This window comes from Microbacterium sp. LWH7-1.2 (assembly GCF_038397755.1).
In the GTDB taxonomy this organism is placed as follows: Bacteria; Actinomycetota; Actinomycetes; order Actinomycetales; family Microbacteriaceae; genus Microbacterium.
On sequence record NZ_CP151637.1, the window covers coordinates 2510206 to 2524048 of the forward strand.

Here is a 13843-nt window from a genome sequence, read left to right on the forward strand (position 1 = left end):
GGGCAGATGGAGCGCACCCGCAGTCCACGGAGGTGTCGTCGGACACGGCCTGATCAGTGACGTTTTCGGGCTGCACCGGATCCCTCCCTCGCGGCGTCAACTCGTTTCACACTAGCAACATCAGTAACATGTGCAACCCCCCAGAGGTGCACGGCGACCGCCGCCTCGGGTAGCGGTCACCCGGTCAGTGTGCGCCTCAGCGCAGAGTTGCACAAGGGCGGCGCGCCCTCGATTCGCGTTTTCCCGAGGAGTTACGTATGCTTGGTCCTCGGCAGTGAGCCCCAAAGGTTCACCCGGCCCCATCGTTTAGCGGCCTAGGACGCCGCCCTTTCACGGCGGTAGCACGGGTTCGAATCCCGTTGGGGTCACTCCATAATTCAATAAGCATGGCCCTGTAGCGCAGTTGGTTAGCGTGCCGCCCTGTCACGGCGGAGGTCGCGGGTTCAAGTCCCGTCAGGGTCGCTCCGAGCGACGGGCCCTTTTTTCGAAGAGGGCCTTTCGTCTAGGACGCGGCAGGTCTTGTCTGAAAGATGCCGCGAGGCTCTGTAGCTCAGTTGGTAGAGCGTTCGACTGAAAATCGAAAGGTCACCGGATCGATGCCGGTCGGAGCCACTGAAACCCCCGCGTAGCTTCTACATCGCGGGGGTTTCGCTTTTCCCAGGTCAGGGCCGGTTTTCAGACCCCAACAAACTCCTCCCGCGGACCCCCGAGCCGCGCCGCGATCCGGGTCTCGACTTAGGCCGAGGGGCCGTTTGCCCACATTTTGCCCACATCTGAATCGCGTGCGGCCCGATCGAGAGCGATCGAAACGGATGTCAGATCCTCGGGAAACAGGTCTGCGTAGACGTCCAGCGTCATGGCAGCTGAGGCGTGGCCGAGCATCCGCTGGAGGATCTTGACGTTCGCGCCGGCCGAGATCGCGAGACTTGCCGCGGTGTGCCGGAGGTCGTGCGGCGTGACATCGGGGAAGGCGCCGTTCGAGATGATCTTGAGACGGGCTATCGCGGGACCGAAGACTCGACGCCGGAAGTTTCCGCCGCGCACGGGTGCACCTGAGGAACCTGCGAACACCAGACCGACCCGCGCGCCAGCGGAGACATGGGCGGCGAGGTCGTTGTCGAGGATCGAAGGGAATGGAACTGTGCGCTGCTCGTGGGTCTTGGGAGTCCCCCACACCAACGTGCCGCGCACGTCGGCAACCGCCCGGCGCACGTGCACGAGCCGATTGGGCAGGTCGACGTCCGCTGGGCGCAGCGCTGTGGCTTCACCCCAGCGCAGGCCGGTGTAGGCGAGGAATCTGACCAACGTCTGCCAGTCCCCCACCTCGTTGGCGAGCGCATGAACCTGTGCGTGACTCAGATACTTGCGCTCGGAAGCGACAAGCCGCGGCAACTCGATGTCTGACGCAGGATTGCGCGCCAGCCGCCCATCGCGGACTGCGAACGCGAGCACGCCCGACAGCACCAAGTAGATCTGTCGGGTCGACGACGGCGAAAGGGTCTCCGAGAGTTGGGCAACCCACGCCTGTACACCCGAGTGCTCGATGTCGGCGATCCGGATGCGCCCCCACGCCGGCAGGACGTGCTTATCCAGCGAGTTCCGGTAGCCCGATCGCGTCGTGGGCTTTACACGCACCTTTCCGGCGTACCAGGCCTCGGCAACCTCCCCGAAAAGGACGCGGGACCGGGATGGATCGATCCATTCGCCGCGAAGCTTCGATACCTCGACCGTGGCAAGGAAACCCTCGGCGTCGCGCTTTGTGCGAAACCCACGCTTGTCGGTCTGCGTGTTGTCCGGCCGCCGATACCGCACCCGATAGCGCCTGCCCGACGCGGTTTCATACGCCTCGATGGTAGCCATGACCACAGTTTATGTGTAATGCATCGCCAGTTCAGCAAGATCTCTGAGCCGTCAAGCGGAGACTGAGCGCGAGCGACTTGAGACGCTAGTCGGCTCCGCTTCACACATACGTGCACACATGTCGATGGGGAGCTTGACCCGCCTTTCCGGACACCTGAGTTGAGGCGATGATCGTCTCGGAAGGAGTCCGTGAGATGCCTGCTGCCCACCCGCCGGAGTTCCGGCGTCGAGCCCTGGATCTGGTCGCGCAGGGCAACCCTGTCGGCCAGACCGCCCGTGATCTCGGGATCAGCGAGTCCTGCCTTCGGAACTGGATGAACCGCGACGCCATCGACGGCGGCCGCAAGCCAGGTCTGACGACCGATGAGCACAAGGAGCTTGTCGAGCTTCGCCGCCGGTTGCGTGTGCTGGAGATGGAGAACGAGATCCTCAAGCGGGCGTCGGCATACTTCGCCAGGGAGAACGTGCTCCCAAAATAGGGTTCCGGCTGGTCCAGGAGCTCGCCGCGGACGGTGTCCCCGTCGCGGTGGCCTGCCGGTTCCTCGGGGTCTCGACCTCCGGCTACTACGACTGGCGAGACCGATCATCCTCGCTGCGCGCCATCACGGACGCGGAGCTGACAACAACGATCAGGCGCATCCACGCCGACTCCAGGGAGACGTATGGTGCGCCGCGGGTGCTGGCCGAGCTGCGGCTCGGGCTCGGCGTTCACGTCGCACGCAGCCGTGTCGCTCGGTTGATGCGGCTGGACGGCCTGGTCGGGGTCTCCCACCGCCGGAAACGCCGCGGCTGGAAGCCGGACACCGCGACGCACGAGGATCTCGTGAAGCGGCAGTTCCGCGCCGACGCCCCGAACCGGCTCTGGTTCTGCGACATCACGCAGCATCGTGCAAGAGACGGGTGGGTGTACTGCGCGGCCGTCATCGACGCCTTCAGTCGGCGGATCGTGGGATGGTCGATCTCGGATCGGATCACCGCGGAGATCGTCGTCGACGCGCTTGAGATGGCCCGCTGGCGACGTCGACCCGAACCCGGGACCGTGGTTCACGCGCACAGGGTGCGCAATACACCAGCTGGATCTTCGGGCACCGGCTCCGCCAGGCCGGACTGCTCGGATCGATGGGCAGAGTCGCTTCCAGCGTCGACAACGCACTCATCGAGAGCTTCTGGTCAGTCATGCAGCGCGAGCTTCTCGACCGCACGAGCTGGGACTCGAGGACGCAACTCGCGTCGGCCATGTTCGAGTGGATCGAAGGCTTCTACAACCCCCGCCGCCGGCACTCCGCCCTCGGCTACCTCAGCCCCGCCGACTATGAAGCACTTCACACCGCCGCAGAGATCGCGGCATGATCAACACACAAGAACCGTCCGGGAAACCGGGTCAAGCTCCATGGCGCGCTGTACCGCCGTGTGCCGTTCAACGATACGTCGACGTGGTCCCCGCGTTGCAGCCGGCTGGCAACGTCGGGCGCGGTGCGGAAGTAGCCGCGGTTGAGGATGTCGATGGTGGCGCCGTCGTCGGCTTGGAGCAGATAGCGGGCCTCGAGTCGCGACGTTCCGGATCTGTCGACTCCCCAATCTCCGCCACCGGGCAGGACTTTTCCGTGGAGCCTGGGGCCCTGGACGGTTCCGCCGCGGATGGGTGTGAAGGAGAGCACCTCGCCTGTGCCGCGACCGACGTGGACCGGGTCGTCGATATTGACGTCGATGGTGAAGACCAATTCGAGGCCGGGTTCGAAGCGGCCGGTCACGATACGTCCTGTCTGCTGCTCATGATGGAGATGAGCGGCTGCTGGGCCCTCGACGAGACGGTCGATTCCAGATGATCGGATCTCGGATCGAGCCTGGCGGCGACGGCGGTGAGACGCTCTATACCATCGGGGCAGAGATCAAACTCGTCCACGTGATCAGCGGATCGGTACGAATCGAGTTCAGCGACCGCTCGTGGAATCTCGACAAGGAGACACCCTCACCTTTGAGGCACACGAGCCCCATAACTGGCACGCGAGCTCCACCGTCGGCGCAGACCTCGTCTGGGTCCTGGTACCAGCGGCCTGGACCCCCTGACCCCACCCGGTCGTCCTGCGCGCATGAATGTTGTCGTGGATCGCACCGCACGGCACCGCACGGCACCGCACGGCACCGGCGCGATCCGATCGTAAACTCCGCCGGGTGAATAGTCCGGTGGCGGCATCAAACGAACACAGACGTGCTGACCGGCGCAGTCGTCTGTCGGACACCACCTGTGCGGGGTGTTGCTCCCCGCGAGGGCGGGCCCGGGTGCCGCCGCGGAATTTCGCCTGATAAGGCCGCGGCGAGGACCACCCCTTGCAGGGGCTCTGCGAGGGTGGGGTTGCGTCCGCTTCAACCTCACACGACCTTGCGTTCATGCTTCCCAGTAAGACCGCGGCACGACTAACCGACCCTTGCCGCGGAAGGGGAGCTCAGTCCCGGTCGCCGTTAGCACAAAGGGTTGAGGCGGCCGTGGGCGTCGGCCGACCGGCGTAGGTGACGTCGTTCCCGCACTAGAACTCGCCGATCGCGAGGCCGAGGCGAAGGTACAGGTCGGTGACGGCTTCGTTGTTTGTGCGGTAGGTGATCCACACGCCGCGGCGCGGTTGTCCTGCTGATGCGGGCGGGTCGGAGATCACGAGGCCGGCCTCTTCGAGCTGGTCGAGTCGTGGCTTGATGGTGGTGGGTCGGAGTTCGAGTGCGGCGGCGATGGGCCCGACCGTGGAGTTTGGGTGAGCGCGGAGGTAGCGAAGAATGCCGGCGTTGATGAGGTTGCCCAGATGGGCGATGGGATCTTCGGCGTCTTCCGACCCGGCAGGTTGCGCTAGTCGCGGCATGCGCCCAGTCTTGCGCACCGCCGCTTGATGCGTCCAGGACGAGAAACCTCTTTACATGTTTACTTCGTACCCTAACTGCTATACGGTTTGGGCATGCGCTTCTGGCTTGCGACTCCGGCACCTCCATCGGGAGGAGTGGGATCGCGCGTGTCCCCCGAAGGGACTACAGACAAAAGCCAGATGGTGGGTCTAAGTTGTGCGCGCACGCGCCTCGTGGTGTGCGGTTCCTCCCCAGCGAGCATCTCCGCCCGAGTTATCCACAGATTCTGCGAAACATCGTGTGTTAACCGTTGTGGGGTGCTTAGGATGCCGCCACGGCGACCTTCGCGCGAGCCGCTGACTGCGTGCATTGCGGTTCTTGGTGGGTTGCTCTGTCGGCGGTCTCGTTTCGAGGTCCGTCCTCGGTCGCGGATCGGGTATGGCGGTTGAGGCGCCGCGATCGGGCATCGCATCGCGCTGGCTATACGAGCCCGCTATGCCTCGCGCTTCGCTGTAGGGATCGAACGAATGCTCCCGCATCCCCTGAACGACCGACTTCGGGGCACTGCTCACCGACCAGTTCCGTCCTAAGGAAACGCTCGACGACGAGCCCGGCTGCTGGCACGCGGATGCCGCCAACGAATCAACTCCGGCGGCACCGCTCCCCCGACCATGCGACGGTGTAGCAGCCTCTCGGTAGAGTCACGAAAGTGACCAACCTGCAGTCGCTGGAGCTTCTCGTCGCCGTTGCCGTCGCTTCGCTCACAGGAGAGCGCTGGGCGATCATGGATGCCTCTTCGCATGTTCCCCCTCGGCCCGGCTTGTACGCGATCTACGGCGACGAGCAAGCGTGGACCGATTTAGGACTCGATCCGGAAACACATCGACCGCTGTACGTCGGGAAAGCCGAGGAGAGCCTTGTCTCTCGGGATCTGAACGGGCACTTCGCCACGAACCCGAGCTCCAAGCCCCGCACGGGCGGGTCCACGGTGCGCCGCTCCTTCGCAGCTCTCCTACGCGAGGAACTGGACCTGCACGCCGTGCCCCGGAACCTCATCAAGCCCGAACGTTTCGCGAACTACGCTCTTGCCGACGGCGGCGACGCGAGGCTCAACGACTGGATGCACGCCCGTCTGACGCTCGCGGTCTGGCCGGCACCCGCCGGTATGGGCGTGCAACTCGGCGACGTCGAGACACACGTCATCGTCCGTTTCACGCCGCCGATCAACCTAGACAAGAACCCCGGCAAACTCGCTCGACTCAGCCGTGCCCGCGCAGACATGGCGGCCGAGGCGTCACGTTGGCGAGCGGAGAGCCAGTGAATCGGTCAACGGCCTCATTCAATTCCTGACCGCCACTGAAGGCGGACGGACAAGCCCACCTCGGGACCTGAGCGCAACGCGCAGTGGCGTCGATCGCCGGCCACCAGATCGGCCTCTCGCGACGCGCGGTTGAGCGATCACAGCCGCTTCCACAAGGCTCCTGAGGAGAGAAGCGTTCGGCGGCCGCACACGACCGCCCGGCGAGCGACCGGCATTCGAGCGGTGGTCGAGAGTTTCGAGGTTCTCTTGCGAGAGCCAGGGTGAGTGATGATTGTGCGTGTGGCCAGTATGAAGAAGATCCGAGCAGCGCTGCACGACGCTATCGGTAGCGAGAAGCTGGTCCGTCTGGACCGCGCCTCCCGCCCCTCGCAAGTCATCGATGGCTTTGTCGTTGCCGTCGGCCGAGGATGGGCACTGCTGCAGCGCACCATGGACGGTGGTTTCTTCGACGGACACCTCGCCATCCGGTTGGACGAAATCCGCGGCGTCCGAGAGGACTCGAGCTTCGAGTCGACGTTCGCTCGCAGCCGACCGGAATGGCCGCCCGCACCGCCGGTGCCCGACACCGAGCTCGACCTCGACTCAACGACTCGGATGCTGACATCGCTGCTTCGGGCCGGGGAGCTCTTCGGCATCGAACGAAACAGGAAGTACGACGCCAAATGGATCGGCGTGCCCAACGAACTCACTCGACACTGGTTGTACATGTGGGAGGTGCGTCCAGACGCGAGTTGGCACGAGAAGCCACTCGGCTACCGCATCCGAACAATCACGATGGTGACAATCAACGATCACTACCAGCGGGCACTCGCGGTCGTCGCCGGACAGCCGCCCGCCGACCCCTCAGACCCCGCGTGGGGATAAGTCCGCTCCCCATCGAAGGCCCGGCGACCTGCCCGCTGGCGGACCGCCATCCGCGCGAGGAAGGGCGTTTGCGGCCCTCGCGAATGGGTAACACAACCTCGCCTGAGTCCGCGCGTCAGGCGTCCCGTTCAGCGATGAGTCGCGCGAGCTGCTTGTCGCGCCGATCGCTATCGGGGCCAAGATCGCGCAACGTTGAGTGGTACACGGCGGTAGCCAGCTTCTCGTCCACGCCGAGGATTCGACTGATGCTGGCGATCGCATCAGGGTCAGCTTCCGCCGCCAGGACAGCGGCAGCGAGTCGATCGAGGGCGTCGCGGGCGGAACTCTGCGCCTGGACGTGGGCGGTCTGCTGGTCCAGCATCCGGCGACGATGCGCAGCACTCGAACTCGGGCGGGCGCTCCGCTTCCGGTTCCGTGCGATGGTCTCGGCGGACAGCTGAACCCTGAGCGGGTCCGCCGTACGCAGGCCGAGACTGACCAGCACGGCATGCAACTCGTACACGCCGGGCTCGAGGGTATTCCAGACCCCAGGGTTGATGGAGACACTCACGCGGGCATATTCGCCCGGATCCAACGGCACCGACTTGTACTGGTCCGACCCCATCCACCCGAACGCGAAGTCAGTCCCTCCCTGACTGGTGAACGCTCCGGCGACGTAAAACCCGTCTGCGGCTGACCCCCACCGCGTGGAACCGGTGTTCAGGATGTCGACAACGAAGTCCTGACTCGGTGGTTCGGAACTCATCAGCGCTGGCCATCGCAGTTCCAACCCGCGACGCCGTTCGGCGCGACTGGGGCGCAGCGGCAGCGGATCTGGCTGCACGATCGTCAAGGAGCCGGCAACTCGAGCCTCGACGTGAGCGACCCGCCACATATCGCCGGATGGATCGACCGGCGCTCCAATCACCATCGCGCCAGACTGGTAGCTCTTCAGCACCCGCCACCCGTCCGTCGGTGCGTCACCTGCAGACGACGCGTCCAACGCGACACCCAACTCGGCGGTGAGCTCCGTCAGAGCAATCCCGCGCCCCGCGAGTGCCTCCCGATCCACATCGGCCAGTCCCAACTGCGGAGCATCGTCGGAGAAGTCCATGTTCCGATGCTCACACACCAGACATCCTCGCGCCCGCTGAGCGACCGTTCACGCGCGAACCGGCGCCGTACGCGGCTCACGGTGACCGCGACTCTTCCGGGGAGTTCGGTCGACCGCTCGCGGTGGGAACGTGCCCACCGTGCAAGACTGCCAAGGTGCGTCGCGATATCTTTCGCCAGCCTCCGGTCGTTGGGCTTAGCCCCCGCGACGATGCCGTCGCCGCCGACCGCAGCCGCTGGCCCGCCACGATTCCCGCGGTCGCGCAACTGCTCGAGGAAGGACTCACACTTGACCCGGGTGTCACGTTCCTGGTGGGCGAGAACGGCTCGGGCAAGTCCACCATCGTCGAGGCGGCGGCCATGGCGTATGGCTTCTCGGCGGAAGGCGGCTCGGCATCCGCTCGCCACAGCACGCGGCCCAGCGAGTCGGACCTTTCGGAGCGGCTGCGCCTGCATCGTGGCATCGGAGCTCCGCGGTGGGGCTACTTCCTGCGCGCCGAGACGATGCACTCCTTCTATACGTACCTCGAGGAGAACCCCTCGAACCGCCCGGAGCCGACATTCCATGAGATGAGCCACGGCGAGTCCTTCCTCGCCATCCTCGACACGCGCTTCGATTCTCCCGGCTTCTACTGCCTGGACGAGCCCGAGGCGGCGCTGTCGTTCGGGTCGACGCTCACTCTCATCGCGACGCTGCACCGAATCGCCGCCGACGGCGGCCAGGTGCTGTGCGCGACACACTCGCCCGTCCTCGCTTCCGTTCCCGGCGCCAAGATCATCGAAGTCGGGGAGTGGGGCATGCGCCAATCGCGCTGGGAGGACCTCGAACTGGTCGCACAATGGCGGTCGTACCTCGCGTCTCCGGAGCGATATCTCCGCCATCTGCTCGACTGAGCGGAACCCGGACGTGCGTTGGAGGACCGGGACACGTACGCTGATCTAGCGGGCTCGCGAGCTCTGATTCGGCGATTGCGGCATCATCGTGTGCATGCCTGAAGCGCGCATCGGCGGCCAGTCCGAGTACCTCCTCCTCACGCCACCCGCACCCGGCACTCCGACGCAAGCGGCCGCCACTCTGGCTCTCAGCGGACTGCACGCGGTGACCGCGATCCAAGAGCACTGGAGCGGAGGGTTCGAGTACCTCGCCAAGTTCTTTGCGTCGATGGAGAAGTCGTGGCGCGGCTGGCGAGGGACGCGGAGCTGGAAGTCGTTAGAGGGTGAGCTACGCCTGAACGCGACACACCACGGCGGCGTCATCCAGCTGAAGGTCACGATTCGAAGGTTCGCCTTCGATCGGGGAAACGAGGGTTGGACTGTTGAAGGCGACCTGCTCATCGAACCGGGCGAAGAACTGACGAGGATAACGCGAGAGGTCGCGGCGTTCGCCCGCCCGGATCCAGGACATCGCGTGCACTAGCCCGGTGAACGACCGTCCGCGAGCGGGCGCTCGCTACCGTGGATGCATGACGCTGGTGTGGCTGACGGAGTGCGAGTGGGCATGCTGCGGCGACGCGTTTGCGGTCGGCGACGAGGTCGACTTCGGCGTCGAATCGCGACACCCAGGTTCCTCGCTCGATGAACTGCTCGGTCCCTCGCTGGCCGCGACAGTGGACGCAGTCGAGTCACACCATGAAGAGGAGTTTGCCGATCGCGTTCGTGGTCGCGTAATCGCCGTCCATGCCGTGACCCACGAAGTCGCGGAACGTAGCTCCCTGCGCCGTCCAGGTCACGGCGCGCCGCTGGACGCCGTCATGCCTCCTGACGGAGAGGAATGGCCGGTCGTCCGGCACGAGCTCGCTGGTGGCGTGTCCATGGGTTCGCGGCCGTCTCGCTATGTGATCGAGGTCACGCCGGTACGCGGCACCGCCTTGCTCGAACCAGTTCGCGGCGTTCGGCTGCCTCCGGCCGAGAATGAAGCTGAGCCGCCACCGGCTCTCTCCGATAGCGGCGATCCGCCCATCGAGCGGAGAAGGCGTTGCCTAGCGGGCTGGCTGGTCGACATCGAGGACCGCTGATCCGGACGGGTTGACGCGCGTTCGAGGACCGTTGTCGCGCCGTGGGTGGACGCGAGAATATCGAAGCGTGGACGCTCACCTCGAACCGCAGGCTCTCGCGGATCTCATTTGCACTGAGCTGGATCCGGTGATGACCGCCAACGGATTCCAAGCGGGGCAGTCCGGGGTCGGCGACGACATCGGGATCATCTACTGCGCGCCGCATGTCGAGTTCCGCCGCCGGTTTCCCGGGCTCGGCCCAACAATCCAATACGACGATGCCGGCGCCTGCACGGATCTGAACATTTACGCCGGCATGGGAGTGGGTGGGAGGCTCCACGAGATCCGCTTTGACGGCGTCACGCTTCACGAATTGCTTGCCGAGGAGGGCATTGAGTACGCGAGCGAGGCGGACGCGATTGCAGCTCTGCCCGCAGCTGCCGGGGTTGTGCGGCTGCGGTCGGTTCTGAGCGAGCTGTTCTCTCGCCACGCAACAGCCCGACCAATACGCGGGCAGCAGCGGGTCTCCCTGGTCGGTGTTGGCGTGGTCGCCAACCTGTCCGCGGCGATTCGCGGAGCCACTTCGGCACCAATGAGCGCGCTCATCCTGGACCGTGCGCTTGGCGAGGCCGCATACGCGCATGTGCGCACCGCGCAATGAGGCAGCTTCCAGCTGACATGGTGCCATTTCGGAGAATATTTCAGATCAAGGCTCGTATCCGATATGCGCGTGTCGGAACTGAATCCGCCATCAACGCGACCTGGTTGTGCCGCAGCTTGCGCTGGCAGAACCGAGTTGCCTATTCCTTTCCCAGAATCCCGCGGACCTCCCATGCGAGATCTGGATCGCGCCGACTGTGCTCCAGGAACTGTCTGCCGCGCGCTCCGCCCAGCTCATGGATCGGCCGGAGGAGGAGCACACGAGATGCGCCCAGCTCTCGTCGACTGGCGAGCGCAAGCAGATCGTCGAGATGATCAGCATCCGCCGCGCCAGCGAGCGCTACCGCAAAGCTGTCCCTATCTCTATCCGAGGACGTGGTCAGGTAGAGACGCTCGAGGTCGGCCCACCAGCGAACGGCCGGCTTCACCGCGAGTGCGCGGGCTAGCCCTTCGGTGACCGCGTCGGGATGCGGCCCGTTGAGAAGATGATGCATCAAGATCGGTAGCGCCGTTGGGTATGGATCCGAGGTGTTGACGAGATCCCACACGGAGTCGACGTGCACGCCGGCAGCTCGAAGGTCACTCACGATGTGACGCTCAGCTTCGCTGTAGAACCGTGCACGCGCTGCGAGCTCATCGTCCTGCTGTCGAATCATCGCTTGATAGTCCGCGTCTTCAGCAAGGGCGGTCATAAGCTCCGCCGCAGTGATCCGCTCTCGTGCCCTCTTTTTCACCACGGGATCGGCCTCCCTCGAATGGGTTCCACTCCGGATCTGGCGCTCGAGCGGATCAGACGGGCGCGCTCCCGAACGGATGTAGAGACAGAAAGTGCGTTGGGTCGTACGCGCGTAGTCCAAGCTATCCCGACGTTGCCGCGTAAGGGACAGCCTGGCGACGTTCCTCACCCCACTTATGGATGTCGCGGTCATGCCATCCGCGATGCGTGAGCGACCGTTGATAGAGAAGGGAGCTTGACCCGGTTTCCCGGACGGTTCTTGTGTGTTGATCATGCCGCGATCTCTGCGGCGGTGTGAAGTGCTTCATAGTCGGCGGGGCTGAGGTAGCCGAGGGCGGAGTGCCGGCGGCGGGGGTTGTAGAAGCCTTCGATCCACTCGAACATGGCCGACGCGAGTTGCGTCCTCGAGTCCCAGCTCGTGCGGTCGAGAAGCTCGCGCTGCATGACTGACCAGAAGCTCTCGATGAGTGCGTTGTCGACGCTGGAAGCGACTCTGCCCATCGATCCGAGCAGTCCGGCCTGGCGGAGCCGGTGCCCGAAGATCCAGCTGGTGTATTGCGCACCCTGTGCGCGTGAACCACGGTCCCGGGTTCGGGTCGACGTCGCCAGCGGGCCATCTCAAGCGCGTCGACGACGATCTCCGCGGTGATCCGATCCGAGATCGACCATCCCACGATCCGCCGACTGAAGGCGTCGATGACGGCCGCGCAGTACACCCACCCGTCTCTTGCACGATGCTGCGTGATGTCGCAGAACCAGAGCCGGTTCGGGGCGTCGGCGCGGAACTGCCGCTTCACGAGATCCTCGTGCGTCGCGGTGTCCGGCTTCCAGCCGCGGCGTTTCCGGCGGTGGGAGACCCCGACCAGGCCGTCCAGCCGCATCAACCGAGCGACACGGCTGCGTGCGACGTGAACGCCGAGCCCGAGCCGCAGCTCGGCCAGCACCCGCGGCGCACCATACGTCTCCCTGGAGTCGGCGTGGATGCGCCTGATCGTTGTTGTCAGCTCCGCGTCCGTGATGGCGCGCAGCGAGGATGATCGGTCTCGCCAGTCATAGTAGCCGGAGGTCGAGACCCCGAGGAACCGGCAGGCCACCGCGACGGGGACACCGTCCGCGGCGAGCTCCTGGACCAGCCGGAACCCTATTTTGGGAGCACGTTCTCCCTGGCGAAGTATGCCGACGCCCGCTTGAGGATCTCGTTCTCCATCTCCAGCACACGCAACCGGCGGCGAAGCTCGACAAGCTCCTTGTGCTCATCGGTCGTCAGACCTGGCTTGCGGCCGCCGTCGATGGCGTCGCGGTTCATCCAGTTCCGAAGGCAGGACTCGCTGATCCCGAGATCACGGGCGGTCTGGCCGACAGGGTTGCCCTGCGCGACCAGATCCAGGGCTCGACGCCGGAACTCCGGCGGGTGGGCAGCAGGCATCTCACGGACTCCTTCCGAGACGATCATCGCCTCAACTCAGGTGTCCGGAAAGGCGGGTCAAGCTCCAGGCGTGCGAACGCTGCTTCGCTTCTGTAGCGGCCTGGGTGAGACCAGGAGACGAGCAGCTGCGGTAGACCCCGAACCGCTCGGGCGCCGTTAGCCGATCTGCGGTGTAGTCCTCGGCCGGAGGGCGAGGCGACTCGTCGTTCGCTCAGGCGGCGGGAGCGGTGCTGCTCCCCCGTACGGCGGTTGCTTGGACCTCGACCCGGATCTCGTCCTTCGCAAGCGCTGCCACTTCCACGAGCGCACAGGTGGGGAAGTCGCCGGTGAAGAACTCGCGCCGGGCTCTCCACACCTGGGCGTTCTCGGACATGTCGGTGACGAAGATCGTCATCTGGACGACATCGTCCATCGCTGCGCCCGCGGCCTCGACGAGTGCGCGCATCTTGCGGAAGATCACCCCGGACTGTTCATAGGAGTCCGAGCCCAGGATGGTCGAACCGTCGGTACCGCGGGCGGTCAATCCTGAGATGAAGATGAATTCACCCACGCTGAGGCAGTTCGACCACATACCGGCCTCCGGCTCGCGGACGTCGGGTGAGGTGTGGCGGATCTTCTGCATATCAGTCAGTTCCTTCGTCTGCGCGCTTAGCCACGAAGTCACCGATCGTGTCGGCGGTGTGGAACTCGGGGATCTCGTAGTAGTGGGGTCCGTCATAGATCTCGATGAGCATGCTATGAGTGTGGGCCAGCGTCGGACCGTGCGGGTGGTCCTTCGGGTTCATGTAGAAGGAACCGGGGCGCAGGCGGATCTCGGAGTCGACGTACTCGTAGTCGCCCTCGAGGCAGTACATGAACTGATTCGACGCGTGCGTGTGCTTGATGGGGATGCGACCGCCCGGCGCGAATTCGAGGAGGGCGATGCTGGCCCCCGTCTCCGGATTCTTGTGCAGGAAGTACTGCCGCAGCCCGTACTCGGGGAAGTCGATCCACTGGGACTCTTCGAGATCCGTGTCGTGGATAAGACGTTCCAGCGACGGAAGGGACGGTGTCGATTCCAT

17 protein-coding genes and 3 tRNA genes are annotated in these 13843 nt (G+C 65.0%); 11 read left to right on the forward strand and 9 right to left on the reverse strand.

Going from position 1 to position 13843, the window contains the following annotated elements:
* The first annotated feature begins 295 nt into the window (after positions 1-295).
* From MRBLWH7_RS11695 to MRBLWH7_RS11705, 3 genes are all read left to right on the forward strand, one after another.
* Positions 296-368: transfer RNA gene (locus MRBLWH7_RS11695), tRNA-Glu, on the forward strand.
* Between the two features lie 20 nt (positions 369-388).
* Positions 389-462 (forward strand) — tRNA-Asp (locus MRBLWH7_RS11700).
* A 77-nt stretch (positions 463-539) separates the two neighbouring features.
* Positions 540-612, forward strand: a tRNA-Phe gene (locus tag MRBLWH7_RS11705).
* Positions 613-735: 123 nt separating this feature from the next.
* On the opposite strand, the gene MRBLWH7_RS11710 is transcribed toward MRBLWH7_RS11705, so the two are convergent.
* A complete protein-coding gene (locus MRBLWH7_RS11710; protein WP_341994630.1) occupies positions 736-1860 on the reverse strand; it encodes a site-specific integrase in 1125 nt (374 codons plus the stop codon).
* A 167-nt stretch (positions 1861-2027) separates the two neighbouring features.
* On the opposite strand from MRBLWH7_RS11710, the gene MRBLWH7_RS11715 reads away from it, so the two are divergent.
* The gene (locus tag MRBLWH7_RS11715) at positions 2028-2339 is read left to right on the forward strand and encodes a transposase (protein ID WP_341994632.1); all 312 of its coding nucleotides are present in this window, start codon (positions 2028-2030) and stop codon (positions 2337-2339) included.
* 640 nt (positions 2340-2979) lie between these two features.
* The gene (locus MRBLWH7_RS11720) at positions 2980-3210 is read left to right on the forward strand and encodes an integrase core domain-containing protein (RefSeq protein WP_341994634.1); all 231 of its coding nucleotides are present in this window, start codon (positions 2980-2982) and stop codon (positions 3208-3210) included.
* Here MRBLWH7_RS11720 and MRBLWH7_RS11725 read toward each other — a convergent pair.
* Both MRBLWH7_RS11725 and MRBLWH7_RS11730 read right to left on the reverse strand, forming a co-directional pair.
* On the reverse strand, positions 3183-3611 hold the full coding sequence (locus tag MRBLWH7_RS11725) for a DUF3237 domain-containing protein (protein WP_341994636.1): 429 nt from the start codon (positions 3609-3611) through the stop codon (positions 3183-3185). The two genes, MRBLWH7_RS11720 and MRBLWH7_RS11725, sit on opposite strands and share 28 nt — an antisense overlap.
* A 774-nt stretch (positions 3612-4385) precedes the next feature.
* Positions 4386-4709, reverse strand: a complete 324-nt coding sequence (locus MRBLWH7_RS11730) for a helix-turn-helix domain-containing protein (RefSeq protein WP_341994638.1) — start codon at positions 4707-4709, stop codon at positions 4386-4388.
* Positions 4710-5398: 689 nt separating this feature from the next.
* Between MRBLWH7_RS11730 and MRBLWH7_RS11735 the strand changes: the two genes are divergently transcribed.
* Positions 5399-6010 carry a GIY-YIG nuclease family protein gene (locus MRBLWH7_RS11735; RefSeq protein ID WP_341994639.1) on the forward strand — a complete coding sequence of 204 codons (612 nt, stop codon included), beginning with the start codon at positions 5399-5401 and terminating at the stop codon, positions 6008-6010.
* 279 nt (positions 6011-6289) lie between these two features.
* The gene (locus MRBLWH7_RS11740) at positions 6290-6874 is read left to right on the forward strand and encodes a hypothetical protein (protein ID WP_341994641.1); all 585 of its coding nucleotides are present in this window, start codon (positions 6290-6292) and stop codon (positions 6872-6874) included.
* A 115-nt stretch (positions 6875-6989) separates the two neighbouring features.
* On the opposite strand, the gene MRBLWH7_RS11745 is transcribed toward MRBLWH7_RS11740, so the two are convergent.
* Positions 6990-7967, reverse strand: a complete 978-nt coding sequence (locus tag MRBLWH7_RS11745; RefSeq protein ID WP_341994643.1) for a hypothetical protein — start codon at positions 7965-7967, stop codon at positions 6990-6992.
* Positions 7968-8122: 155 nt separating this feature from the next.
* Between MRBLWH7_RS11745 and MRBLWH7_RS11750 the strand changes: the two genes are divergently transcribed.
* From MRBLWH7_RS11750 to MRBLWH7_RS11765, 4 genes are all read left to right on the forward strand, one after another.
* Positions 8123-8860 (forward strand): AAA family ATPase, encoded by a 738-nt coding sequence (locus MRBLWH7_RS11750; protein ID WP_341994645.1) that lies wholly within the window; start codon positions 8123-8125, stop codon positions 8858-8860.
* Between the two features lie 94 nt (positions 8861-8954).
* Positions 8955-9383 carry a DUF6228 family protein gene (locus MRBLWH7_RS11755; protein WP_341994647.1) on the forward strand — a complete coding sequence of 143 codons (429 nt, stop codon included), beginning with the start codon at positions 8955-8957 and terminating at the stop codon, positions 9381-9383.
* Between the two features lie 46 nt (positions 9384-9429).
* Positions 9430-9981, forward strand: a complete 552-nt coding sequence (locus tag MRBLWH7_RS11760; protein ID WP_341994649.1) for a DUF6578 domain-containing protein — start codon at positions 9430-9432, stop codon at positions 9979-9981.
* 67 nt (positions 9982-10048) lie between these two features.
* Entirely contained in the window at positions 10049-10621 is a 573-nt protein-coding gene (locus tag MRBLWH7_RS11765; RefSeq protein WP_341994651.1) for a hypothetical protein, read from the forward strand.
* Between the two features lie 139 nt (positions 10622-10760).
* Here the strand turns inward: MRBLWH7_RS11765 and MRBLWH7_RS11770 are convergent, their stop codons facing one another.
* The 5 genes from MRBLWH7_RS11770 to MRBLWH7_RS11790 form a co-directional block, all read right to left on the reverse strand.
* A complete protein-coding gene (locus tag MRBLWH7_RS11770) occupies positions 10761-11312 on the reverse strand; it encodes a hypothetical protein (RefSeq protein ID WP_341994653.1) in 552 nt (183 codons plus the stop codon).
* A gap of 314 nt (positions 11313-11626) precedes the next feature.
* Positions 11627-11857, reverse strand: coding sequence for an integrase core domain-containing protein (locus MRBLWH7_RS11775; protein WP_341994634.1), 231 nt, complete (start codon positions 11855-11857; stop codon positions 11627-11629).
* 640 nt (positions 11858-12497) lie between these two features.
* Complete coding sequence (locus MRBLWH7_RS11780) at positions 12498-12809, reverse strand: transposase (protein ID WP_341994632.1); 312 nt, start codon at positions 12807-12809, stop codon at positions 12498-12500.
* A gap of 184 nt (positions 12810-12993) precedes the next feature.
* Complete coding sequence (locus MRBLWH7_RS11785) at positions 12994-13404, reverse strand: RidA family protein (protein ID WP_341994655.1); 411 nt, start codon at positions 13402-13404, stop codon at positions 12994-12996.
* 1 nt (position 13405) lies between these two features.
* A complete protein-coding gene (locus MRBLWH7_RS11790) occupies positions 13406-13843 on the reverse strand; it encodes a cupin domain-containing protein (RefSeq protein WP_341994657.1) in 438 nt (145 codons plus the stop codon).